At 50.6% G+C, this 24,642-nt stretch carries 22 protein-coding genes; 17 read left to right on the top strand and 5 right to left on the bottom strand.

Translation table 11 applies throughout. The features are described 5' to 3' along the window. Positions 1 to 161: 161 nt before the first annotated feature. The gene (locus LDO05_RS11615; RefSeq protein ID WP_251378708.1) at positions 162 to 470 is read left to right on the top strand and encodes a HesB/YadR/YfhF family protein; all 309 of its coding nucleotides are present in this window, start codon (positions 162 to 164) and stop codon (positions 468 to 470) included. A 50-nt stretch (positions 471 to 520) separates the two neighbouring features. Here the strand turns inward: LDO05_RS11615 and LDO05_RS11610 are convergent, their stop codons facing one another. Continuing rightward, complete coding sequence (locus LDO05_RS11610) at positions 521 to 1,039, bottom strand: ADP-heptose synthase (RefSeq protein ID WP_251375557.1); 519 nt, start codon at positions 1,037 to 1,039, stop codon at positions 521 to 523. Between the two features lie 109 nt (positions 1,040 to 1,148). Between LDO05_RS11610 and LDO05_RS11605 the strand changes: the two genes are divergently transcribed. Beyond that, positions 1,149 to 2,894 carry an ABC transporter ATP-binding protein gene (locus tag LDO05_RS11605; protein WP_276575510.1) on the top strand — a complete coding sequence of 582 codons (1,746 nt, stop codon included), beginning with the start codon at positions 1,149 to 1,151 and terminating at the stop codon, positions 2,892 to 2,894. 169 nt (positions 2,895 to 3,063) lie between these two features. On the opposite strand, the gene LDO05_RS11600 is transcribed toward LDO05_RS11605, so the two are convergent. Together LDO05_RS11600 and LDO05_RS11595 are read right to left on the bottom strand one after the other, a co-directional pair. Next, positions 3,064 to 3,516, bottom strand: a complete 453-nt coding sequence (locus LDO05_RS11600; protein ID WP_481857059.1) for a DUF441 domain-containing protein — start codon at positions 3,514 to 3,516, stop codon at positions 3,064 to 3,066. 5 nt (positions 3,517 to 3,521) lie between these two features. Further along, positions 3,522 to 4,514, bottom strand: a complete 993-nt coding sequence (locus LDO05_RS11595; protein ID WP_251375555.1) for a YpdA family putative bacillithiol disulfide reductase — start codon at positions 4,512 to 4,514, stop codon at positions 3,522 to 3,524. A gap of 444 nt (positions 4,515 to 4,958) precedes the next feature. Here LDO05_RS11595 and LDO05_RS11590 point away from each other — a divergent pair, with 444 nt between their 5' ends. The 3 genes from LDO05_RS11590 to LDO05_RS11580 all read left to right on the top strand — a co-directional run bounded on the left by LDO05_RS11590 (position 4,959) and on the right by LDO05_RS11580 (position 7,076). Then, entirely contained in the window at positions 4,959 to 5,342 is a 384-nt protein-coding gene (locus LDO05_RS11590; protein ID WP_346657568.1) for a DUF3939 domain-containing protein, read from the top strand. A gap of 243 nt (positions 5,343 to 5,585) precedes the next feature. Further along, positions 5,586 to 6,803, top strand: a complete 1,218-nt coding sequence (locus LDO05_RS11585; RefSeq protein WP_251375554.1) for an MFS transporter — start codon at positions 5,586 to 5,588, stop codon at positions 6,801 to 6,803. 132 nt (positions 6,804 to 6,935) lie between these two features. Next, positions 6,936 to 7,076 (top strand): hypothetical protein, encoded by a 141-nt coding sequence (locus LDO05_RS11580; protein WP_251378792.1) that lies wholly within the window; start codon positions 6,936 to 6,938, stop codon positions 7,074 to 7,076. Between the two features lie 66 nt (positions 7,077 to 7,142). Here LDO05_RS11580 and LDO05_RS11575 read toward each other — a convergent pair whose 3' ends face one another. Continuing rightward, a complete protein-coding gene (locus tag LDO05_RS11575) occupies positions 7,143 to 7,382 on the bottom strand; it encodes a hypothetical protein (protein ID WP_127199767.1) in 240 nt (79 codons plus the stop codon). 299 nt (positions 7,383 to 7,681) lie between these two features. Between LDO05_RS11575 and LDO05_RS11570 the strand changes: the two genes are divergently transcribed. The 12 genes from LDO05_RS11570 to LDO05_RS11515 all read left to right on the top strand — a co-directional run bounded on the left by LDO05_RS11570 (position 7,682) and on the right by LDO05_RS11515 (position 22,294). Continuing rightward, positions 7,682 to 8,020 carry a hypothetical protein gene (locus tag LDO05_RS11570; protein ID WP_251375553.1) on the top strand — a complete coding sequence of 113 codons (339 nt, stop codon included), beginning with the start codon at positions 7,682 to 7,684 and terminating at the stop codon, positions 8,018 to 8,020. Positions 8,021 to 8,050: 30 nt separating this feature from the next. Then, positions 8,051 to 12,031 (top strand): type VII secretion protein EssC, encoded by a 3,981-nt coding sequence (gene essC, locus LDO05_RS11565; protein WP_346657567.1) that lies wholly within the window; start codon positions 8,051 to 8,053, stop codon positions 12,029 to 12,031. Continuing rightward, a complete protein-coding gene (locus LDO05_RS11560; protein WP_251375551.1) occupies positions 12,032 to 12,862 on the top strand; it encodes a hypothetical protein in 831 nt (276 codons plus the stop codon). Between the two features lie 2 nt (positions 12,863 to 12,864). After that, a complete protein-coding gene (locus tag LDO05_RS11555) occupies positions 12,865 to 13,623 on the top strand; it encodes a WXG100 family type VII secretion target (protein ID WP_251375550.1) in 759 nt (252 codons plus the stop codon). A 38-nt stretch (positions 13,624 to 13,661) separates the two neighbouring features. Beyond that, a complete protein-coding gene (locus tag LDO05_RS11550) occupies positions 13,662 to 13,940 on the top strand; it encodes a WXG100 family type VII secretion target (RefSeq protein WP_251375549.1) in 279 nt (92 codons plus the stop codon). A gap of 41 nt (positions 13,941 to 13,981) precedes the next feature. Then, on the top strand, positions 13,982 to 16,015 hold the full coding sequence (locus LDO05_RS11545) for a serine/threonine-protein kinase (protein ID WP_251375548.1): 2,034 nt from the start codon (positions 13,982 to 13,984) through the stop codon (positions 16,013 to 16,015). 43 nt (positions 16,016 to 16,058) lie between these two features. After that, a complete protein-coding gene (locus tag LDO05_RS11540; RefSeq protein ID WP_251375547.1) occupies positions 16,059 to 16,811 on the top strand; it encodes a vWA domain-containing protein in 753 nt (250 codons plus the stop codon). 7 nt (positions 16,812 to 16,818) lie between these two features. Then, positions 16,819 to 17,643: a hypothetical protein gene (locus tag LDO05_RS11535; protein ID WP_251375546.1), complete on the top strand. Its 825-nt coding sequence runs from the start codon at positions 16,819 to 16,821 to the stop codon at positions 17,641 to 17,643. A gap of 151 nt (positions 17,644 to 17,794) precedes the next feature. Continuing rightward, on the top strand, positions 17,795 to 18,601 hold the full coding sequence (locus tag LDO05_RS11530; RefSeq protein WP_251375545.1) for an SDR family oxidoreductase: 807 nt from the start codon (positions 17,795 to 17,797) through the stop codon (positions 18,599 to 18,601). A 31-nt stretch (positions 18,602 to 18,632) separates the two neighbouring features. Next, a complete protein-coding gene (locus tag LDO05_RS11525; RefSeq protein WP_251375544.1) occupies positions 18,633 to 18,998 on the top strand; it encodes a DnaJ family domain-containing protein in 366 nt (121 codons plus the stop codon). A gap of 165 nt (positions 18,999 to 19,163) precedes the next feature. Beyond that, positions 19,164 to 21,701: an ATP-dependent helicase HrpB gene (gene hrpB, locus LDO05_RS11520; protein WP_251375543.1), complete on the top strand. Its 2,538-nt coding sequence runs from the start codon at positions 19,164 to 19,166 to the stop codon at positions 21,699 to 21,701. A 77-nt stretch (positions 21,702 to 21,778) separates the two neighbouring features. After that, positions 21,779 to 22,294 (top strand): general stress protein, encoded by a 516-nt coding sequence (locus LDO05_RS11515; RefSeq protein ID WP_251375542.1) that lies wholly within the window; start codon positions 21,779 to 21,781, stop codon positions 22,292 to 22,294. 86 nt (positions 22,295 to 22,380) lie between these two features. Here the strand turns inward: LDO05_RS11515 and LDO05_RS11510 are convergent, their stop codons facing one another. Further along, positions 22,381 to 24,537, bottom strand: coding sequence for a YhgE/Pip domain-containing protein (locus LDO05_RS11510; RefSeq protein ID WP_251375541.1), 2,157 nt, complete (start codon positions 24,535 to 24,537; stop codon positions 22,381 to 22,383). Between the last annotated feature and the right edge of the window lie 105 nt (positions 24,538 to 24,642).

The raw sequence follows: 24,642 nt of genomic DNA, 5'->3' as shown, positions 1-24,642 counted from the left end.
CGATTTTATCACCCAGTTCGCAAAATTGTCAAACTTTAATTTGTTTATGACCCAGAAAAGGACGTTTGGCATTCGAGGGCTCATGGTCTAAAATAGAGGGTGAAGAGCGATAAGGAACAATCAAGGGCGTTCCACTTCAAAGAGAAAACGAAGGAGATGAACTGATGATCCACGTTACCGATTCAGCAGCTAAGTGGTATAAAAAGGAATTGGAGCTTCAGGAGGGGCAGGCGATCCGCTTTTTCGTTCGCTACAGTGCCGGCGGCCATATTCATCCCGGATTTTCCCTTGGTATTGGTGTTGAAGATCCGGGTTCACCCGGTTATGCGATGGAAGCGGAAGGGATTAACTTCTATATGGAAGAGCAGGATATGTGGTATTTGGAAGGATACGATCTGAAAGTAACCTATGAGGAGTCGTCCGACGATATTGCATATGAATATGTGAAGGCCAAAGTGAAGACAGCTTAATCCGTATTATAGAAGCAGCGTTAACAGGCCCGCTAACTGCGGGCCTGTTACTATGTCTGCTGCGAGTCAAGATTGTCCGTCTCCACCGCGAAATGAAAGTCCTGAATGCCAAATACCTGCACAGGTATCTCAGCATCAATAATCCGGCTGATCAATTCAGGCTGATCCGTAAGAACCGGAGCGGATTCCCTAAGTGAGGTCAGCACGATTACCGTCTCGATGGGATCAAGGAATTCGCCGTATTGCTCATTATCCAGAGCATTGACAATGGTAAGCGAGACTGACTTGCCGAGCAGGATTGAAGAGCTTTTTGACCAAGGGATACTTAGCGCCCGCTCGAGTTTTTTGCGATTGAAGGGCACTTCCAAATAGTCGATCAGCTCCTCAATCTTGCTCTTCACATACAGGTCATCGTCCGGGTCGCTCATCAAAGGTTCGGGACTGTTCCGGAACTCATATAGCTCCATGATTGTGGGATACGGTACAATGAATTCAACAGGTTCATCCGGAGCCGTAATCTCCCCATATATAGCTAACATTACGGCTTCAATAATAAATCGACGTGGCATGAATTTCCTCACATTCATCAAATTATGCAGTAGAGTATATCATAAATGTGCAGCCAAGTGCCAAATTCAGGCTCTCATAAAAATGTCAACCAAGGGAAGTGCGCCTCAATTGAGTCAATGGAAAGCTTATTTTGTGTTTGTAAAACCTTATACGAAATGGATTATCGTAACTGTTCTGATCGGAATCCTGAAGTTCGGGATTCCGTCTCTTCTTCCACTCATTCTTAAATATGTTGTGGATGATCTTATGCTGAATGACAGCTTGACCCTGCAGCAGCAGATTCAGCAGCTTATGCTGGTGCTGGGAATTACCTTCTTCCTGTTCGTGATCGTCCGGGGACCTGTCGAGTATGCCCGGCAGTACTTTGCCCAGTATATTACGGCCAAAATTCTGTTCGACCTGCGCACCAGGCTCTATGAGCACCTACAGCGGCTGTCGCTGCGTTATTATCAGAACACTAAAGTGGGGGAGATAATATCCCGGTTCATTAACGATGCGGAGCAGACCAAGAATATCGTTGAAGTCGGAATGATGAATATCTGGCTGGATCTGTTTACACTGGTCTTTGTGCTTGGCTTTATGCTCTATCTGGACCCGGTGCTGACCTTAGTGTCCATTGCCATTATGCCTTTATATGCTCTTTCGGTAAAAATAATGTACAAGCGTCTGAAAAAACTCACCAAGGACCGTTCGGCAGCCTTGGCGGGAATACAGGCTTATCTGCATGAACGCATTCAAGGAATTTCGGTCATCCGCAGCTTCGCGCTCGAAGGTTATGACCGTAAGCTGTTCGGGAGAACGAATGAAGCCTTTCTTAGTAAAGGATTGGCGCAGAGCCGCTGGAACGCCTGGACGTTCGCAATCATCAATACGCTGACTGACCTGGCTCCACTGCTCGTTATTGGCTATGGGGGCTATCAGGTTCTTCAAGGCAATCTTACACTCGGCACCTTTGTTGCCTTCTTCGGGTATCTTGACCGCCTGTACGCACCACTGAAACGGCTTATTAACTCGTCAACGACGTTGACCCAGGCCACCGCTTCCTGGGAACGGGTGCATGAGCTGCTGGAAGAACCCTATGATATGAGAGACGAGCCTGATTCCAAGGTTCTCAAGGCGGACTCCTGCAGTGTTTCTTTCGAGAAGGTATGGTTCAAATATCAGGATTCCGGGGGGTGGGTGCTGAGAGATATTTCTCTAAGTGTCCAGCCTGGAGAGACGATTGCCTTTGTCGGGATGAGCGGAGGGGGCAAATCCTCTCTGGTGGGTCTGATCCCCAGATTCTACGACATTCAGGAAGGTTCCGTCTCGGTGAATGGTCATGACGTCCGCGACTATACGATGCAGAGTCTGCGAAGTCACGTGGGCATGGTGCTCCAGGATAACTTTCTGTTCAGCGGGACGGTAAGGGATAATATCATTCTTGGAAATCCGGACGGGGGTGAGGAGGCGGTCATTGAGGCCGCCAAGGCGGCGAATGCCCATGACTTTATCATGAAGCTTCCTCAAGGCTACGATACCGAGGTTGGCGAACGGGGAGTCAAGCTGTCCGGGGGACAGAAGCAGCGGATTGCTATAGCCCGGGTATTTCTCAAGGATCCGCCGATACTTATTCTGGATGAAGCGACCTCGGCTCTCGATCTGGAGTCCGAGCATCTGATTCAGCAGTCCCTTAGAGATCTGTCGACGAATCGGACCACGCTTGTGGTCGCTCACCGGCTGTCTACAATAACCCATGCTGACCGGATCTATGTGATGAAGGATGGGGCTGTAGTGGAGTCTGGTACCCATGAGGAATTAATGGCCGAAGAGGGAGTATACGCCGGCTTATACAGTATCCAGAATCTCCAGTAAAAGGGGTGCCGTTCTCCGCTTGATCACCATGCAAGTCCTAGGTGGATGGCCTAGCGGAAGCTGCTCTCCGAGGCAGCAATATCGCTTTTCTATCGCTTTCTAACATGTATGTAATGAATCCACAGCAAAGGGCCGTCTAAATAGACGGCCCTTTCTTCTTGCACATGGCTCAGCTTCGGCCAATTAATATGGATAACAACCCGGCTGCAATAAGAGGACCAACGGGTACTCCTTTGAAGAAGGCAACCCCGATGACGGTACCAATCAAGAGGCCGGCAACAACGGTTGGCTGACTACTCATCAAGGATGCTCCGCGGCCGCCGAGATAGGCTACGAGTATGCCGACGGCAATCGCGCACAGCGACTTCCAGTGAAAGAAAGAAGCCCATAGCATTTGAGGAGAGAGCTTGCCGCTGGCTACAGGGGACATTACCCCGATGGTGAGCACGATAATGCCTATAGTCAGGCCATATTTGTCCAGCCAGGGGAAGAACTGATTCATCTTGGTCACTCTCAGAAGCAGCAGCACAATCATAGCGACCGTGATAGGCATGTTGCCGCTGAATATACCAAGCCCTGCCATGAATAACAGCAGAAGTGCGGTGATATCAATGTGGGCCATCATATTCACGCCTCCGAAGATGGGGTGTTCATAATATGCCTAGCGATAAGTCTGCCGTGGCCGCGGCCTGATTCAATGAATACCTCGTTCGCATTACGTCCTGAAGCTACCACTCCGGCGATATAGAGCCCAGGGATATTACTCTCCATGGTCTCAGGATCAAAGACCGGCTTATCCATGTCATCCGACATTTGGACCCCTGCCGAGGCTAGCAGCTTACGGTCAGGCCGAAAGCCTGTCAGAGCCAGCACAAAATCATTCTCAAGCTCAGTTGTGGTTCCATCCGTGAGAGACTCTGTAACGATACGGTCCTGAAGAATAGAGATCACACGGGATGAGGTGCGCATTTGGATGCGCCCTTTGTCAATCATAGATTCGAACAAAGGCTTGACCCATGGCTTGATATGGGAGGAAATGCCTTCCCCGCGGTATACAATCGTAACCTCCGCACCGACACGAATCAGCTCCATAGCCGCATCCACAGCCGAGTTGCTGCCTCCGATAATCGCTACCTTCATTCCGGTATAAGGATGGGCTTCACGGAAATAGTGGGTCACCTTCTCCCTCTCTTCACCAGGGATGCCAAGGAGATTGGGATGGTCGAAATACCCTGAGGATATGACGACATGACGAGCTGAGTACTCCAGCTCTTCTCCTGAAGAGGTTCTTGTACGTACGGTGAAGGTTCCTTCAGGCTTGCGGTCGATGCTGAGAGCCTCTTCATAACAATTCACCTGAAGGTTGTAATGCGAAGCCACCCTGCGGTAATAAGCCAGTGCCTCATGACGGAAGGGCTTGTCCCCCGGAGTTACGAACGGGATATCCCCGATCTCAAGTGCTTCAGACGTACTGAAGAATTGCATATGGGTGGGATATAAATAAATAGAGTGAACAATGTTATATTTCTCTATCACTCTTACAGACAAGCCTTGAAGCTGGCATTCTATGGCTGCGGACAGTCCGCAGGGTCCAGCACCTATGATAATTACATCTTCCAATGGAAGTCCTCCTTCATGATCCTCTGTTTAGCTGCTGCCTGAGCACGATAGGTACCGGGTACCCTATAGAACGAAACAATCTAATCCTACAGCAATTAAACCTTAATTTCCAGCGCTGACACACAGTATGGAGGGATAACTTACCAAGGCATGTTAAATAGATGGAGGATACGGCAATGTGGCGGGAGTAGAACCCAGTGAATTAGAGATTTATGAATAAATACAAAAAGTTAGAGATTTACCATGTTCAAAAACGAAATTTCAGGATACAATAATAATGTAAGCGCTTCCTGACAAAGCTGAGTAACAGGGAGGTACCCATTATGATGTTTTGGAGAAAAAAACGCAGCACCGCAGATCGTGCCGCGATTCATGTGACGCTGGAAGACATAAGAAGAGCTGTTCTGAGATATGAAGATGAGATGCCGGCCCCCCATTAACCGGATGTCGCTCTTACAGAGTGACGGTACAATAGATCTGTCGAGGCTTAGCCGCTATCTTGGCGGCGTACCCGAGCAGAAGTTCTACCTTTCCAGGGAGACATACGAGATATTTCCCGAAGAGGAGCGGCACATTCCGTACTATCTGGATCTGGTGCAGAACGCCGTGGACGATTACGTGAATGAGACGGGGAGAATGCCTGTAATTGGAGGATCCCGCGAGTACGAGGTGGATGTCCATGTGCTGATGAATGAGCACTATCTGAACGAGCTTCCAACAATCCCGCTGTATGTGACTGAGCAGGAGGTCATGCTGACCCATCGTCCGGAAAGAGCCGGGATGCATGGCGGCCACCAGGATTCCTCAGTTATGATTCTTGAGCTGTAAAATTTAGATTAAGTCTCAAGAAATATTGAACAGGGCGCCCTTTAAGCAGATGATTCTGCCTTGGGCGCCCTGTTCTGCGTGATGAGAATCTATAGTTGCTTGTAATAATTTTATGAAAAAAGTATGTAAAGCTGTGAAACACTATAAAAAAGCTTTAATATATAGAGAATATCAAATCTGTTATTGCAGACACGATTAAGTCTCCCGTGTAAGTGTGGGGAAGAGAAACAGAGGTGGACCGAAATGGAATTTTCATGGAGAAAGAATCTGTATGTTCTCTGGAGCGGTGTATTCTTTTGCAGTATGGCCTATTCAATGGTAATTCCATTTCTATCCTTGTTCATCAGTCATGACCTGGGAGTCCGCACCAATGTAACTTTATGGTCCGGACTGACCTTTGGGATTACCTTTCTCGCTGGAGCCTTAATTGCTCCCTATTGGGGATCGCTTTCGGATAAATACGGCCGCAAGCCCATGCTTCTGCGCTCAGGATTCTGTCTGTGTGGGGTCTACATTCTGACCTCGCTCGTGCAGGATCCTTATCAGCTTCTGGGTGTGCGCATCCTCTCAGGCCTGCTGGCCGGTTATGTTCCTTCCGCTATCGCCCTTGTTGCAACCAATACCCCCGAGCGCAATGTGGGCTATTCCCTTGGAATTATGTCAACCGCAGGAGCTGCGGGTGGTATTGTTGGGCCGATGATTGGCGGGGTACTGAGCAAATATATCGGTTATCGGGAATGCTTTATTGCCGCGGGTGGCGTTGTATTGATCTCTGCTCTGATCGCCTTGTTTTTCGTCAAGGAAGAGAACTTTCACCGGGATCAGGCCAGATCTCATGTACTGGATGATTTCAAAGAGGCCATCGCGAATCGTCCATTGATCCGGCTTCTGACCGTTGTGCTCATCGTAACGACTTCGGTAATGGTGCTTGAACCCCTGTTAACCTTGTATGTGGTGGATCTGGGTGCGTCTATGGGGGATGCTTCGCTTAGTTCCGGAATTATTTTCTCGGCTGTAGGCATCGCAACCGTTCTAGCGGCACCGATCTGGGGCAGGATCGGCCAGCGGATAGGGTACCGGAATACACTGATTATTGGACTGGTCGGGGGAGGAGTCGGCAACCTCCTGCAGTTGATTTTCCATAACTTATACGGGTTCGGCCTCCTCCGCTTCGTGTACGGCTTGTTCTTCGCGGCGGTATATCCGTCCTTGAATGCCCTGATTGTTCAATCTACTGCACCGGAATTTAGAGGACGCGCGTTCAGCTTGAACCAATCCGCCAATCAGCTTGGGGGAATGGCCGGACCGGTTGCAGGAGGGGCTGCGGCAGGATTTGTCCCTATTTCGGTCGTCTTTGTTCTTAATGGGCTGCTGCTCCTGCTCACCGCTTCGGTGCTGCGGCTGAATCCTGCAAGGCGAACGGTGCTCAAGCAGCATGCGGCTCCCAAATCCGATGGTTAATTTCTTCAATCTTTCTTCATTCGATCCGTCAAATAGACGTTTAAAACCAAATATAAGGGTTAAATAACAAGTAACCGGGTCAAAGGAAAAAAGTTCCTTTACCCGGTTTTATCTCACTATAAGGAGGTGGGCATGATGGCTATTGACCGTTTTATTTTAAGAAAACTGGAGAAGTGTGATCATGAATTAGTCCGCCGTAATTTGCTGACTTTATTTCTCATCCGGGTGGAGAAGGCTTGGCATGAGGAAGAGGCCCAGAGAGTGGCGGGTTAGACCAGCTATCCATGGACCTCAGTTGCCTTTGTATGTGTGATTCCTTAATGGCGATTCTCGCAAATTTTAATATAAAGATAGAGCTAAGGAATCAAACTCACTCTTGCTGTGAAGAATTGCTTCAGAGCCTTCAATCTCAATACTGATCAGGGATGTCAGACATTTCTTAAGAGCTCTCTTGCCAGTTGTGAACTTCTTCTCAAGTGCGCTTGTCAAAAGTTTGATGGTTCGTTGAATAGGTTGTTTGCTCTCTGCCGCAAAGTAGACAGGAACCGTGTTGTTTTGAAATTTGATCAGGATTCTCAATTTAATCACCTCTATACAGTGGTTTCATAATACAATACTAAAACACAATTATTAAAATTAGCTTAAAATAACCTTATAACTTGCTAAATTAATATATTACCCTGGAGACAGTTTGCTGTCTCTTTTTGCTGTTTACCCCCAAAAGATGTAACTGACACGCCATCTCTTCACTTTAGATACGATTAAGATAGAAGATTTGTAACAGTCTAATAACTAAACTAAGATAAATTACCCATTTTTATGGGTAATTTGTAACAAATGGAGATAGGGCAGCAAGCCATCTGGTGGTTAACAGTGATATGATGAATAATATGGATCATTTTATAGAGCTAAAATGGAAAGGTCGGGAAGCATTCGTGATTATAACCGTATGTAAAGGCAGGAATCAGGCTGACTGGTTCGATATTGAGCTCTCTCCTGAGACTAAGGCCCTTGACCTGCTAGGACTGCTTCAGCATGATTCCGCTTATCAATCCTTAATAGATGAAGAAAGTATCATATACAACCTTGAAGGCAGGCTGCCTGAGGGTCCTTGGTTCCATATCCCGCATGAACACAAGATAGGGGACAGTGGACTCATGGAGGGTTCTTTTGTCAGAATACAGCGTACCTATGGTACGACGGATGAAAGAATATGAATCTAGTAATATGGAGCTAGGAGGAGTTCAGTGAGTATTCTCTATCAAAGATCACCTAGAATGAAGAAATCAATGGAGTCTGCTCAGACAGAAATTGTGCAGCCGCCAGATGTGCCCACAAGGCCTGTGTTCTCACCTTCACTATTTGTATGGCCATCTGCACTGACGATGGTTACCGTGGGATTCATCATATACTTGAACCTTACTTTGGATCAGCTTAGTGCGCAGTTTACGCTGTATGAGGGGATTGCTATGGTTGGCGTTCTGTTGACCTATTTTTTGCCGTTTGTGATCTATTGGACGAAGACCAAAGATTTCGAGCAGAAGCTGAGAGACAGAGAGCTTAAATACAGCATGGTTCTTGAAAAATACAGGGAAGATTTCGAAGCCAAAGCCGCGCAGCAAAGAGAACTGCTTCTCTCTGTGCACCGTCATCCCGAGGCGGCGATTCAGATTGCCGCTGAACAAGCGCCCGCTCTGTGGGAGAGATCCGCAGGAGACGAGGATTTCCTCGATGTCAGGGCTGGCACGGGAAGTGTTCCTTTTCAGGTGGATATCATCGCGCCACGGCGAAATGAATTCATGGAAGACCCTCTTCTTGAAGAGGCAGAGCGGCTGCAGACCAGTTACCAGCTCATACCGGATTGTCCAGTAACCCTGCCGTTATCAGAAGGTGGCGTAATTGGCATCGTCGGCAGCTGTGAAGCTGTCCGCAACCTGTCCCGCGCTTTGATTGCTCAAGTTGCGATTAACCACTCCCCAGATGAGGTGAAGATTGCCGCGTTCTTTGGCGAGTCCGAGCGGGAGCAATGGGACTGGATGCGCTACTGTCCCCATGTGTGGAATGAAGGGAAGGACCGCAGGTTTATGGCTGGCAATCCGGTTCAGATCCGGGAGCTCGCCGAATGGCTGTATCAGCAACTTAATCCGCGTGTTACGCGGCATGAGCGATCCTATGGCCAACCGCACAAAGTGGATCAACCGTACTATGTGACTCTTTTGACTCAGAACCGGCTGATTGAGGACGAGGCCCTTTATGCATTGTTAATGGACCAGGAGGAAGGCCTGAATGCATGTACATTGGTCCTGGCTGATTCCACAGAGAGACTGCCAAGACAATGCCGGCTCATTGTGGAATGTGAGGGAACAAATGCTGCTTATATTTTCACAAAAGAGAACGGTATGGCGGTGCCGCAGAAGCTCGCGGTGGACCGCTTCTCAATCCAGCAAGCAGATGTATTGGCCCGTAGAATGGCCCCGATTGAACTGAAGAAGTCATCAGCGGCAGAAATTCCTTCAGCACTTACCCTGCTGGAGCTGCTTGGAATCAGGGGGATCGGGGAGCACGACATTGCGGGAACCTGGGAGCGGAATCGCTTCCCTCAGACGCTGCCGGTGCCTTTGGGCGCAAGAGCCGGAGGTAAGACGATGAATTTGCAGCTCCATGACAAGATCGAACGCCAGGGCCACGGACCGCATGGCCTTATAGCAGGGACCACAGGATCGGGTAAAAGTGAGCTGCTGCAATCCTTGGTTGCAAGCATTGCGATGGAATATCATCCGCATGATGTGAACTTTCTGCTCATTGACTACAAGGGCGGAGGCATGTCCAATACGCTTGAAGCTTTTCCCCATGTCGTAGGGTCACTGACGAATCTGGACAAACAAATGATTCACCGCGCCAAAATCTCTCTACGGGCCGAACTGGTCCGGAGACAGCAAGTTCTTAAGGATGCCGGGAATTTGCAGCATATTGATGAATATTATCTGCTTAAGACGGGAGAGCCCCTGCCGCATTTAATTGTAATGATTGACGAGTTCGCTGAACTCAAGCGGGATCATCCTGATTTCATGGATGAGCTGATTAGTATCGCTTCCATTGGCAGAACACTGGGACTGCATCTGATTCTGGCAACCCAGAAGCCTTCGGGTGTGGTGGATGACAAGATATGGAGCAATGCCCGGTTCAGAATCTGTCTCCGGGTTCAGGATGAGAGTGACAGCAGAGATATGCTTAAAGTGCCGGATGCGGCCTGGATTACCAAATCCGGCCGGGGTTACTTCCAGGTGGGCAGCAGTGAGGTGTTCGAGCAGCTTCAATTCGCTTGGAGTGGTGCGCCGCATTTGGCTGAAGGAAATGCTTCTCCTATGGTATATAAGCTTGGAATCAGTGGGGAACGGGTGCCTTTAGGAATAAGTGACTATGCACAGACTGTACCCGCCGAGCCGCCTCCCATGAAGCAGCTGCAGGCTGTAATTAATGCAGTTATTCAGACAGCGGAGAAGCTGGGGATCAACCAGCTGAAAGGACCTTGGCTTCCGCCGCTGCCAGAGCTCATTGGCCCTCTGGAAGTCAGTGATGAGGCTGAGAGCAGCCCAGGTCTGAACGCCGTCGCGGGGATGGCCGATGATGTCAGCGGGCAGCAGCAGATTGCCTTGCAAATTGCCCTGGACGATGGACATTTGCTTATCTATGGCATGCCCGGTTCCGGGAAATCAACCTTAATACAAACCTTGCTTATGTCCCTGGCTAAGCGTTATTCACCTGAAGCCTGGTCGGGCTATGTGGTGGATATGGGGAGAACGATGAAGGAGTTCGCAAGCCTCCCTCACATTGGAAATGTGATTCTGCCTGAGGATCATGATCGTATGTCCAGGCTGTTCCGTTATCTGCTTCTCATCTCGAATGAACGCAGACAACGCTTTGTACAAGCTGGCGTGAAGACCGCGGCGGAATACCGAAGGTCAGTAGATTCGGGTCTACCCGAAATCGTGGTCGTAATTGATGATTATTTCCTGTTCAAGGGGACATTCCCGGCGGAGAACGAGAAGCTGGAGTTCATCCTGCGTGAAGGTGCGGCTGCTGGAATACGAGTGATCATCAGCGCGAATCGTGTTGGAGATATCACCGAGAAGCTTCGCAGCAGCATTCCCAGGTCTATCGCCTTTCAGATTGCTGATCCCGGAGATTATTATTACATGGGCCTGCGCGCAGCCGGTGAGACAGATATTCATCAGCCACCAGGACGCGGATATATCAAATCGGATTCCCGTGTATTGGAATTCCAGGCCTCACTTCCCGCTCCGGGTGAGAATGAGGCGGAGAGAGCTGATCAGCTGAGGCACAGCATATCCCAGTTAGATCAAAGCTGGAAAGGCGCTCGGCCAGAGACCATCCGTGAGCTTCCGCATACGCTGACTCTCGATGAGGTGATAATGAGTCGTGAAGCTAGCAGTGTTCCGGCTCCGCTTGGAATCAGGGTGGAGGATCTTAGCCCCTTCGGAGCCGAACTGGAATTAGGACCGCACTTCCTGGTGGGAGCCCCTATGGAGTCGGGCAAATCTTTATTTCTGACCAGCTGGCTTCTGTCACTTGCCTGGAACTACCCGCCGGAGCAGCTTGAGATTTATACGGTGGATAACCGCCATTCTGCGAATGAGCTAGGGAATCTTCAAGGGATTCCCCATATCAAAGGCAGCTCCTTCGGGGACAAGAACCTCGCAGGAATTCTTGAGAAGCTTCATGCCAGACAGGTGACTTCTGAAGACTCTACCGGCGTGGTTCATCAAGGTCGGACCACCAAGCTGCTGATGATTGACGATGCGGATGTGCTTGCCCGTCAACTGCAGGATTTCACCCTTAAGGATAAGCTCACAAGTCTGATCAGGAACTCAAGAGAGCTTGGCGTGCATGTTATTATTTCGGGTGTGCCCTCAGACTTCCCGACTTTCGGGGTGGATTGGTTCGGCGAGATCAGGAACTGTCAAAGCGGATTTCTGCTTGGCAGCCGGGATGCGAATGATCTGAGCTTCTTCCGGATACCGATGTCTGAGACGCAATCCGGCAATGGAGAGCTTCCTATTCTGCCAGCAGGACAAGGTTATTATATAAGACGTAAATACGAGAGAATTAAAGCGGCTCTGCCTTTTGAGACTAGTGAAGAGAGAAATGAATGGATGAAAAAAATCGGGGATAAATGGAAGGTGTTAATTGGAGAGGAGGTGGGATAAATGTTGACGGCAAATGCCTCACGAAAAGCAGTAATCACGCTGGACACGAAGGAGCTGTTCTTCCTTGCGGGAATTCTCGGTTCTGACCGTCTGCTGGGGATTGATGATCCGTTCCGCGGATATCTGTCGGAAGAAATTGCAGAAGAGTGGGAAAGTGCGAAGAATTCTCTGCTAAGCAAAGGATATCTAACCCAAGTGGACGACGGGGATGAGCTGGAAATGTCCTCCCAGGTCTTCTCGCAGGTTGCTATAGCGGGTCTCGCCGAGCGTGCGTGCTGGGTAAGGTACACGACTAAGGAAGAGAGCTTTGAAGGATATCTGCATGTAACGGATGAGAAGGTCGTTGAGGTCAGAAAGCTCTCGGACTCATCCAGTGAATATCAGCTTCTTGAGATTGGTAATGTAAGACAAGCCAGCGAGGTTATGGTGAACCGGATGAGCTGGAATTCCAAATCTGTGGATAATATGCCCGCTATGCTACTATCCCGGACACAATTTAACGAGCTGTATGAGAACAGCGGGCATATGAGCGAGGATGAGATCATCACAGAACTTGCGGACTCTACCGACGATCATGAAGGAGCCGTGGCTCTGGCCCGGTGTATCAAGACAAGAACCTCGGATGGGGAACTTCAACTGTCCGTATGGAGTGGTACAGACTGGGAGACCCAGGGTGCTGCTTTTGTCGTGAATGAATCTATGAACTGGTTAATTCGTATGAGCACCAAAGATGAGGAAGATTGGCTGATCGCTACCCCGACTACAAGAGAGCAATTCCATACCATGCTGCAGCTGTGGTTGGAGAGCCCTTCTGAAGCAGAAGAAAGGTGATTATGATGCGTATAAGAATGGAACCTGAGCAAATGCGGATGCTGGGGAATAATCTTCAGCAAGCTGCGGAACGGCTGCGCCAAATGTCAGCCGGCCTCAATCAGCTGCTGAATTCCCTTATTCAGGAAAGCGGGCCTCTTGGCTCAGTATCCGAACAATGGCAGCAAGCCCATAGGTTGTCTGAGCAGCTTCATTCCGAACTTCACCGAATGGGCAGCTTTGTCGGGACGAAGGCGGATGCCTTTCAGGGACTTGAACATGAGCCTTCATCCTATCAGAAGGGAACACCCATTGCTGCCGTTGGCAGCGCAGCGGCTCTGTATGCCGGTCTGCTGGCGGTAAGGAACCCGGTTATACTTCCGGGAAGCTACAAGATGCAAGGGGTCATCTCCAATCCTGAATCAGCTGTTCAGGCTGTAAGGAAAGAGAAGAGTCCGGAATCGCGGCAAAAGTGGGAAGTACCTGCTTCGGCTTCCAGTGCACTTGGCTTCAGAACGCTGGACAAGCTCCATCCAGAGGGAACCAAGCTCACAAGAGCTCCTCGAGTTGGCGGGGAAGCGGCTGAACAGGAGCTGCTCCAGGTAGCGGTGAACAACCCGCCTGCATGGAAATTCACCAATCCTTCAGCGGTCGTGCAGCTGCCTTCAAAGCTTCGGAGAATCAGAGTGGTTCCAGGCGGTAAGAAACCGGCGGACCTACGGCATCTAAATAAGCTGGTCAACAAACATAAATCATATGACAAGAACATCGTTCAAGATTGAGGAGTATCTCACATTTATAGGCAAGGGGGAAGGCACAGATGGCAGGACGTATTACAATCAGCCCGGAGCATGTAGAGCAAATCGCCAAGCAATTCAAGATGAGCAGTGAGGAAAGCAGACAAATCGTGTCCAACTTAACGAATGCTGTCCAGGGAATGGAGAATGAATGGGAAGGTGTTACCAAGCAGCGTTTCATCCAGGAGTTCCAGGAGGCTGATAAGCAGATGCAGTCCTTTGTTCAAATTCTGGATTCGATCAGTGAAGAACTATTATCGATCTCCCGCAAGTTTCGTTCAATTGACCAAAATCATAGCTAAACCGGATTTATCTATTATTGAGGAAGAAAGAGGGATAATGCATGTCATTTCAGCCTAACCCGGGGGATGAGATCTATATTAGCCAAACGAAGTATCGGGTCGGACAGCATCCAGCAGCGCCGGGTATGGCATACGCGCAAGCCGGAAGACAGGGAACCGTATATAAGCTGATTCCTGAACATGGCGGTGAGAATGCGGCCAAGGCACTGAAGATCTTTTACCCCAAATACCGCAATCCGGCCCTGGTCTATCAGTCAGAGAGAATGGAAATCTTCAGTTCGCTGCCTGGTCTACAAGTATGTTCCCGTCTGGTAATTACACCGGAGACGAACGGGACGCTGATCGCCCAGTATCCGGAGATGCTGTATGCGGTCCTTATGCCCTGGGTGAATGGCTCAACCTGGATGGATGTTCTCGCGCATCGTGAACAACTGACCCTTACGGAGAGCTGGGAGATGGCTAAAGGGCTTGCGGCTGTAGGTTCCTCTATGGAACAGAAGGGGCTTGCCCACTGTGATCTCTCCTCGCCGAATGTGCTGCTGCCCGCCTGGCGCAGCCCTAATCACAAAGCGGTCGGCAGCTCATCGGTCGAACTGGTGGATGTAGAGCAGCTGTACAGCCCTAGACTGGATCCGCCGGATATTCATTTCACCGGGTCTCCGGGCTACGCCTTGGGTCAGCCGGTACATCGCAGCTCCGGCGGGCCCTGGCATGCTTATGCAGACCGGTTCTCAGGAGCTGTCATTCTAGCAGAAATGCTCGCCTGGTCCGATCCCCGTATCGTGGCCGAGGCATGGGGAGAGAGCTATTTTGCTCCTGAAGAAATGCAGACCAACAGTGCAAGATTTGAGCTCATGACCGAGAGTCTGGAAGCGAATTGGGGCAAGAGTGCGGCCGAATTGTTTGTTCGGGCATGGCACAGTGATGATGTAAGGAACTGTCCTACTTTCGGAGAATGGCTGGTTGCGATCTCCATGCTTGCCCCTGAAGGTCCGAAGACTGTCTCAAGTCCGGAACAGGTTAAGTCTTCGCCTATGATCCCGAATACCTCTATAGAAGGTCATCAGGATTATGAAATTCCCGTGTTCCTCAGTGTTCACGAATTGGTTGAATGGGCAAGGAAGCAGGAGGAGTCTGGAAATAAAGAGCTGGCGCTTGAGGGATACAGAAAGGCGCTTGCCGAATCACCCGAAGGCGGAGACTTATACACAGAGCTCTCGGCGGCCGTACAGGGCTTAACAGCGGTACAGGTACTGATGCCTCCGAGTGCAGCTGAACCCAAAGTTCAGCCGTCCACCCGGGCAGATGCCCGGCAGCGGAAGCCTTGGCTGTATACCGGGGCAGCTCTTCTTATCTTGCTGATCGGGAGTCTTGCTGTATATGGTATGTCTGATACATCCAAGTCAGGGAATTCCGTCTACACCAATCAAGATGAGCCTGTTAAGCAGTCAGCAGCCGCGGCGCCACCCAAGACAACGACACCTGTGCGCAGTACGGTTCAGGCCTCTGCAGCGAGCAAGGATCAACAGATCCGGCAAGCCAAAGCAGAGGCGGCAGCCAAAGCCGCACAGCTTGAAGAGGAACGCAAAAGGCAGGAGGCAGCACAGCAAAAGAAAGACAAGCTGAGGGCGGAAGCAGAGGCGAAGAAGAAGGCCGAGCTGGAGAGGCAGCAAGCAGCTCAGGTAAAGTACGACCGTCAGCTGCAGTATGAGAAATACCTGATGTGGAAGCAGGAGCGGGAAGAACGGCTTGCCAGGGAAGCCGCCGAGCAGAAGAAAGCTGATGCGGCACGCAAAGCGAAACTTGAGCAGCAGAAACGTGTGAATGAACAGAAAGCGCGAGTTCTGGCTGCCAGGCGCGAGCAGCAGGTCATTAAGCTGAATGCTTCTTTCAACCAAGCCTACAATGCATTTAAGACAGGCAGAAATGACACGGCCAAGGCTTATGCGTGGCAATTCCTGGATATCTACAGCCAAGATTCCGGATATTTCAGCAAGAAAGCTACCCTGGCCAAACGGGCAGCGAGTCTCAAGAAGTTCCTGGCCAAGAATAGTGCCGGGCTGCCTGATATATAGAACTACGTCTGATTCATAGCAATTTTAAGGAGACATAAGCTGTATGAAATACACTGTTCAGGCCTCGCAACGGACACCGGCCTTGATTATTTACTTGATTGATATCAGCGCTTCCATGAATTTGCTAATGGAAGGGCGCAGAAGAATTGATATTGTACATGATGCCCTCTCTCTGGCGGTCAGACAGATGGTGTTCAGATCGACCAAGGGTAATCGGCTGACCCCCCGTTACCGTATTGCCCTGCTGGCATATAGTGACGAAGTCTATGATATGCTTGGCGGCGTCAAGGGAATTGATGAGGTCGCCCTGCTCGGGAAGCTGCCGGATCTCACACCAAAGAGATTCTCTGACTCAGCCAAAGCTTTCGCCCAGGCGGAGAAGATTCTGAAGGCGGAGCTTCCGGATATGCAGGACTGCCCCGCCCCCTTGATCTGTCATATGACCGACGGTGTAACCACCGGGGAGGACCCAGAGCCGATTGTGAAGCGGATTATGGCTATGGGCGTTGAGGATGGGAATGTTCTGGTTGAGAATATATTCATCTCTGACCACGTGCTTGAAGAGCCCATTCATGAGCCGCGAAGATGGAGAGGTATCAACGGCGAGACTATGCTGAAGGAAGGCGCAGGGCTAAAGCTGCGCGAAATGTCCTCGGTACTTCCTGAGAGCTACAGGGAAATGCTGGCTGAGGCCGATTACCAGCTTGCTCCAGGAGCGTTGATGCTGCTGCCCGGCAACTGTGCGGAGCTGGTATCGATTGGATTCCAAATGTCAGCCGCAACGCCGGTAAGGTGAAGTCAGGGTGAGAAAGAAATTAACACCCACTATGACGCCTGAATTCGTGTGGACAAGTCAACAGAATCAGTTATATCCTCTCATGGAGACATTAACCAGCCACTTTAGCTGTAGATATACGTACAGTCCGTCTGAAGACACCCTTGGATCCGGGGAAGCCAGCCAGGATTATTTAGCAGTTGGAGTTGATGGCAACTCATGCAGATTCGTTGTCTGTGACGGGGTGTCCTTGTCCTATCGGGGCGATTTCGCCGCGGGATTTCTCGGCCGCCGAATATTCAACTGGTTAGGGTACACCCCTGAGTTGTCGGCAGAAGGCTTCGAACGGTTCCTGAATGATCTGGTTCCCGAAGCTTCCGAGTCCGCCAACAGGCTGGATTTGCCCCCTGATATGCCTCCGCTTCTAAGAGATGTTCTGGAAGAGAAGCGTTCCCGCGGAATAGAGTCCATGTATTTATGCGGGAGAATTGAGCTTCCGGAAGCACGAGGGGATTCAGGGCGATTGTGGCTGGCTTGGCAGGGGGACTGCAGGTTGAGAAGATGGGTCAATAACGAAGAACTGATTATAGAGCCTGGTACGTTCGTAACTAGGGAGCGATGGTCCGGCCGGCATGGAATCTCAGGGAGCTCTCCCCATGTATATACGGAAGAATTAATCCGGCAGAAGACGGAGCACCGCATTATGCTCTATACGGATGGCTTGAAGCTGCTTGACCGCTGCGGGAATCCGGATGAGATTACTTCTGTTTTGAAGCGGATTTTTGTGCGGCAATCAGAGGGTGAACACTTGGAAGATGATGCCTCCTGGCTTGATTTAACATGGAATATATGAGTACTCACAACGCCAAATTCATTTGGCGTTTATTTTTTTTTGAAATAAATTACTTTTCTGATTAAAAAGTATCATCTTATGGGTAATCTTGTTTAGAGCAGTGTGCTGTCTAAGTCAAATCCTTTAAATAGAGAGATGGAGTGAAAAAATCATGCCCCATAATCAGACCAATCGACAACGTTTTTACGGAAAAACAGCTATAGTAACAGGTGCGGGCTCTGGAATTGGGAAAGCGGCGGCAATTCGCTTAGCTCAAGAAGGGGCAAAGGTGGCACTGTTTGATCTGCAGAATGACCGCACAAGGTCGACGGAGCATGAAATCAACAATATTTTCCGAGGTGTCTCCCGTTCTTTTGATGTGGATGTCTCGGATCCTGAGCGGATGGAGAAAGCCGTGCAGGAGGCTGCTTCTTACTTCGGAGGAATCGACATTGTTTTTGCCAATGCGGGCATTAACGGTGTGCTGGCACCAATTGAAGAAATGAGCTTTGAAGACTGGGAAAGAACCCTGCGCATTAACCTCAACGGAACCTTCCTGACTGTGAAGTATACGCTCCCTTATCTGAAAGAAAGAGGAGAGGGCAGTATCATCATCACAAGTTCCATTAACGGAAGTGACCGGTTTGCAGGATTCGGTATGTCTGCTTACAGTACGACCAAAGCGGGACAGGTCGGTTTTGCGAAGATGGCTGCACTGGAGCTTGCCAAGTTCAAGATCAGAGTGAATGTAATCTGTCCGGGGGCAATTGCCACCAATATTGATCAGACAACGGAGCCTAGTGATGAATTGAAGGAAATTGTTATTCCTGTCGAATATCCGGAAGGAAGTCAGCCTCTGGCTGATGGCCCGGGCCAACCCGAGGATGTTGCCGACCTGGTTGCATTCCTGGCCTCTTCAGAATCGAAGCATATTACTGGAGCAAGAATCGTAATTGATGGAGCAGAGTCATTACTATAACCCTTAATTTAGAGAGGAGCTGTGGGGCGGCATGTTCACCTGGCTGGCTGAACAGAGAATAACGGATGAAATTGACAGGGGAGAACTGGAGGATCTTCCTGGCAAAGGTGAGTCTTTGCAAATCGAGGATCTCTCCCATATCCCTGAAGACCTGCGCATTGCGTACAGAGTTATGAAGAATGCAGGATACGTCCCTGAAGAATTAACCCTAAGAGCGCAATGTCTACAGCTGGAGGATCTTCTACAAGCTTGTGGTAATCCGAGCGAGAAGAAGCGTTTGTATAAGCTGTTAAATGAAAAGACGGCCAGGCTGCGAATGATGATTGCTGAGCGTAGGCTGGCAGAGAACACGACATTTCAGCAATACGAACCGGTTCTAAGCGAACGGTTCAAATAATTCTTTTACCTATTCAGAAGAGGTTGCTGGTTGTGCCCTGGGGCGCGGTTGGCGCCTCTTTTTGTATGGCCCCGGTTTTGACAGGTTAATAACCTCCCTATATGATTAGGTCACGAAGAAGCAGGGACTTAGGTCAACAAAGCATTGCAAGGAGAAGTGTCGTCCATGAAATCTATGAATTTGCCTATAGATGAGATCATTCCAGATATGAAAGAAGCGCTGAACAAGAGTAATTGTGCAGTTCTGCTGGCGGAGCCCGGGGCAGGGAAGACGACCCGTACGCCTCTTGCCTTATTAGGGGAACCATGGCTGAAAGGCCAGGGGATTATTATGCTGGAGCCCCGTCGATTGGCAGCCAGATCTGCGGCAGCCTTCATGGCTGCACAGCTTGGAGAGGAGGTAGGCGGGACTGTCGGCTATCGGATTCGTATGGACAGCAGAACAAGCCAGCGGACAAGAATTACCGTGGTCACCGAAGGTATTCTAACGCGCATGCTGCAGGCCGACCCTGGCCTTGAGGGAACTGGATTGATCATATTCGATGAATATCATGAGCGGAATCTTCAAGCAGATCTGGGTCTGGCCATCACTCTGCAGAGTCAAAGTATTCTCAGGGAAGACTTGCGAATTCTGGTCATGTCGGCAACCCTTGCGGCTGAACCGGTCTCTCGGCTGATGAATTATGCGCCTGTGCTGCAAAGTAAAGGGAGAGTTTTTCCGGTTGAGACATTCTATTCGGAACCGAGCAGTCACCCGCTCGAATTACGGATGACTGGAGCCATCCATTCAGCCTTGTCCAGGCATGAAGGAGGCATTCTGGCCTTTCTTCCCGGAGTTCGGGAGATCCGGAGGGTTCAGATGAGCCTGACACAGGGGCTTCCACCCGATGTGGACGTGGTACCCCTCTATGGAAGTATGCCGCAGACGGAGCAGTATGAAGCAATTCGGGCACCGCAGGCTGGGCGGCGCAAGGTTGTGCTCGCTACTTCCATAGCTGAATCCAGCCTGACTGTAGAAGGGATACGGGTCGTGATTGACAGCGGACTCAGGCGGACCCAGCAGTTCTCTGCCCGTACGGGCATGGGCAGGCTGGTTACAATCCGGGCCGCCAGGGATTCGGCTGACCAGCGGAGAGGCCGGGCGGGACGAACAGCACCGGGAATATGTTACCGGCTGTGGACGGAGCAGGAGGATCGTCAGCTGCCTGAGACGACGTCTCCCGAAATTCTGGAGGCCGATCTCTCAGGAGTTGCTCTCGAGCTGGCGGTATGGGGAGTGAAGAACCCGGCTGAACTGCAGTGGCTGGATCTGCCCAGGGCGGCTTCAATCGATCAGGCCCAGAGGCTGCTAGGCCAGCTTCAAGCCCTGGACCCGGATGGGAATATTACCGTACATGGCAGGCAGATGGCAGCTCTCGGTCTTCATCCCAGACTGGCGCATATGTTACTTGCGGCTTCGGGGATAGGACAGGGCAGGTTGGCCTGCCTTCTGGCCGCGATCCTTGAAGACAGGGACATCTTCCCCAGGTTGTCATCAGGCCGTCTGAATAATGATCTCAGGGTAAGACTCGAGGTTATGACCAGAGCCTACCTTGAAGGTACAGGACGTACAGACCTGGCCGGGGCGCACAGGTCGGATGTAGAGCGGCTGCTGACCCAGGGCAGGCAGTGGATTGCCAGACTGCCTGAGACTGACCGGGTTCAGATCGACCCTTCCACCGAAGCTGCCGATCGGCTGTGCGGTCTGCTGTTATCCTACGCTTTCCCTGACCGGATTGCCCAACGGAGAATGGATGGAAGGTATCTGCTGCGCAGCGGCCGGGGAGCTGAATTGGCTAACGGGGAACAGATGGCTCAGAGCAGATACATTGTCGCAGCTGAAGTTGATGATGAAGGTATTGAAGCGAGGATTCTTCTCGCCGCTCCGCTAACCGAAAGTCAGCTCGAGCATCATTTCAGAGAGGAAATGAATGAGGAGCTGGATATCAAATGGGATGACGGCACAGGATCAGTTAGGGCGAAGAGCATGATCAAGCTGGGAGCTATTGTATTTAAGGAGACCGCTAATATCAAGCCTTCCGGGGAGCAAATTCAGATGGCTCTATTGAAGACCATCCAGGATAACGGGCTTGACCTTCTTCCCTGGGATGCGAAGTCCAGGCAGCTTCAAGCGAGAATCCAATTCATGCGGGAACACTGCGGCGGCGATTGGCCTGATGTATCGAATGACATGCTTCAGCAGAATGCCAGGGAATGGCTGGGCCCTTATATAGATGGATTCAAGAAAAAGTCGGATTTCCGTGCGTTGAGGCTGTATCAGATTCTCGAGCATCTCCTGAATTGGAGTCAGAGACAGGAGCTGGAGGAGCAGGCACCAACCCATATTACTGTCCCCAGCGGTTCTAGGATAGCCGTGAACTATGAGGGTCCCCAGGCCCCTTATGCAGCTGTAAGGCTTCAAGAGCTGTTCGGCCTTATGGATACTCCCCGTCTGGCTTATGGGCGGGCAGTGGTTACGCTGCACATCTTGTCCCCGGCTTCCCGGCCGGTTCAGGTTACTTCCGACCTGCGAAGCTTTTGGGAGCATACTTATTTCGAAGTAAAAAAAGATCTGAAAGGCCGTTATCCCAAGCATTACTGGCCTGATGATCCGCTCGAAGCCACAGCTACGAGGCGGGTTCGCCCTCCGGGCAACCGGAAATAAGCCCTGCTTGATATGGTTAATTGCTTCCTAATCGGGGTAATGATGGAGGGAACAGTCAATCAAAGGAGGCAATTGTCATGGCTAAGAAAATAGTGGGTGTATTTGATACCGACCGGGAGGCAACCGCAGCGATTGAGTCGCTACAGAACCAAGGATTCCGTTCCGATGAAATCTCAGTCATTACCAAGAACCGCGATGATCAGGCAGCAATCTCGGAGGAGACAGGTTCCAAAGCACCAGAGGGCGTAGCTACAGGCGCGGCAACCGGTGGTGTTGTCGGCGGTGTAACAGGACTGCTTGCAGGGCTTGGACTTCTTGCGATTCCAGGTGTTGGCCCTATTCTTGCGGCGGGTCCAATTGCAGCCACACTTACAGGTGCTGCTGTCGGCGCTGGAGCAGGCGGTCTGGTTGGCGGCTTGGTTGGCCTCGGAATTCCAGAGGATGAGGCGAACGAGTATGGAACCTATGTGGAGAATGGGAAGATCCTTGTGCTGGTAGATGAGGATGAGCGCACATCTACTGTGTATGATACTTTCCGGACTAACCGTTCTTTGAACGCATCCCGTTATTCGGATACGAATCCGAGACTCTAATAAGACTAGACGAATTATCCGGATTAACCGGTACTCATAACAAGCAAAGAGAGTCCAGCTGAGTTTCGGCGGACTCTCTTTGCTTGTTAATGAATAAGACCACTCTTTCTAGCCTTCTGAACCAGAGGGGCGGCAAGCCGATTAATGCCTGATTTGAGCGTCAGACCGAGCAGGAGCGCCAGCAGCCCGTACAGAGTGAGGATCAGGATGTCCCGAGTCACAAGCTCGGGCACAATTCCGCCCACCGCTTCGCGGAGCAGGCCGATGCCATAGGTGAATGGCAGGAACGGGTAGATCAGCTGGAAGAAGGGCGGCGTGACCTGGATCGGGAAGGTTCCCCCGGAGCCGGCCAGCTGCAGCACCAGCAGCACAATGGCCAAGGCTTTTCCGACATTGCCAAATACGGACACCAACGTATAGATCATAAGCATAAATACCAGGCTGATCAGCAGGCTGAACAGAATGAAGAGGAGCTTCTCCTTGGCGTAAGTCCCTAGAACCAGGAGGTCTCCTGTGGCTACAAAAAATGCTTGCAGCAAGGCCAGTGTTCCAAAAGTGAGAAACCGCCCACAGTACATCTGATAGCTTGAGTACTCTCCCTTGGAGTGCACTTCGGTTGTGAGCATGGATACGAGCAGCAGGCCTCCTACCCAGAGGGATAAGGTAGTGAAGAAGGGAGACATGGCAGAGCCATAGTTCGGAATTGGAAATATCTTATTCTCCGCCAGAACCACGGGCTCAGCGAAGAATTCACTTTCCTTCTGATAGTTCAGCTGAAGCAGCTTAATCAGGTCTTCCAAGTGCCCTTCTTGTTCCAAAGCATGCAGTCTGTCTCCGACTGATCTGAGCTTAGCTTCAGCTTCAGGCAGCCGGTTTCTAACATGCTCGGCTTCCTTTAAGCCCTGTGTGAGTCCCAGAGAGGCATCGGTTAGAATCTGCTCCACTCTAGGAAGTGAACGCTGAGCCTCTAACAGAGTGGAACGCGTACGGGCAGCAGTACTTTTTGCCTGGGAGAGGGCCGTCTGCAGCTCCGGTAGGATTGCCTGATCATAGCTTGCGATCATCTGATCCAGCTTAGAACTAACAGACTTTACTATATTCCTGGAATTGTCCAGCAGTGCCCTATTCGGCTCACTGCCTGGCTTGGGGGCTTGCAGCAGGGAGCTCTGGAGAGCTTCTGAACGTGCTATAACGTCCTTTATTTGATCGGATATGGCGGTTAGAGAAGCAGATGGAGCCACCGCATTCATACTGTCAATCAGTGACTCGAATGAACGGGCTCCCGCCAAGGCTTCTGCTGCCCTCTCTTGTGCTTCAACCAGAATTGAATTCAGGGCTTCAGGGGCTTTATCATTCGTCTGGTTCTCTGTCTCAGCCGCTGCCGCAGCGATGCCGAGTTCAGCCCTCTCAAGTGCCTGTCTGATCTGTAACAGAGTCAGTTTGACATGGGGAGCCGCGCTTGACAGAGCTGAACTGCTTTGATCGAGGAAATGAATCAGTCCACTGCTGAATTCAGTCCCTTTGCGGGCAAGCTCAGCTGCGGCAGGAACCCGGGACTGCACCGCCTTAATGATCTTGTTGCTTTCTTGGAGATCCTTAACAGCCAAATCTGCTGCCCGGTTGATCTCCGGGAATAGCGTCTCAAGCTTATAGAGCACCCCCTTCATTGTGTTGATTAGAGGCAGCTGCTGCTCCAGTTCGATTCCAAGTTCATTGAATATTTTGAAAATAGCGCCGTTAGCGGTCTTGACGAAATTGCGATTTATCTCCTGGGTGATGGAACTGGCTCCTTTCGACGTGATTTTTGGAGCCACCGCATTTATTTTTTCGTTCACGGTGTAACGAATTTCTGCCTTTACCGGATCGGGTGTAAGCACACTGGCAATACGCTGTGAGAATTCCTCCGGGATTTCAATCGCCGCGTAATAGTTACCTTGCTTCAGCCCGGTCTGAGCGGCTTCATGGGAGACGAAGACCCATCCGATCTTGGGATTTGCCTCTAGAGATTTTTTGATCTCAAGCCCGAGATTTATAGGCTTATCTTGTACCTGTGCGCCCTTATCCAGATTGGTCACCGCAATCTGAATACCTTGAGTTGAGCTGTATGGGTCCCAGGATGCGGCAATATTGAACCAGGCATATAAAGAGGGAAGAAGTATGAGCCCGAGGATGACAACAGCTGCTGTCCAGTTGGTTGCGATATTTCGAATGTCGCTTACATAGATGGAGCCTAGCTTCTTCATGTGTATAACCGCCTAATAGAATTTTGCTATAGTATGACTGGTTTGGGGATAGATCATTCCGATGCAGACCGGAGTACAGCTAATCTCATCAGAAGAAGGAGATCA

Source organism: Paenibacillus sp. YPG26, from assembly GCF_023704175.1.
Taxonomy (GTDB): domain Bacteria; phylum Bacillota; class Bacilli; order Paenibacillales; family Paenibacillaceae; genus Fontibacillus.
The sequence above is the reverse complement of the archived record's forward strand: the minus strand, read 5'-3'. Positions and strand labels throughout refer to the sequence as shown.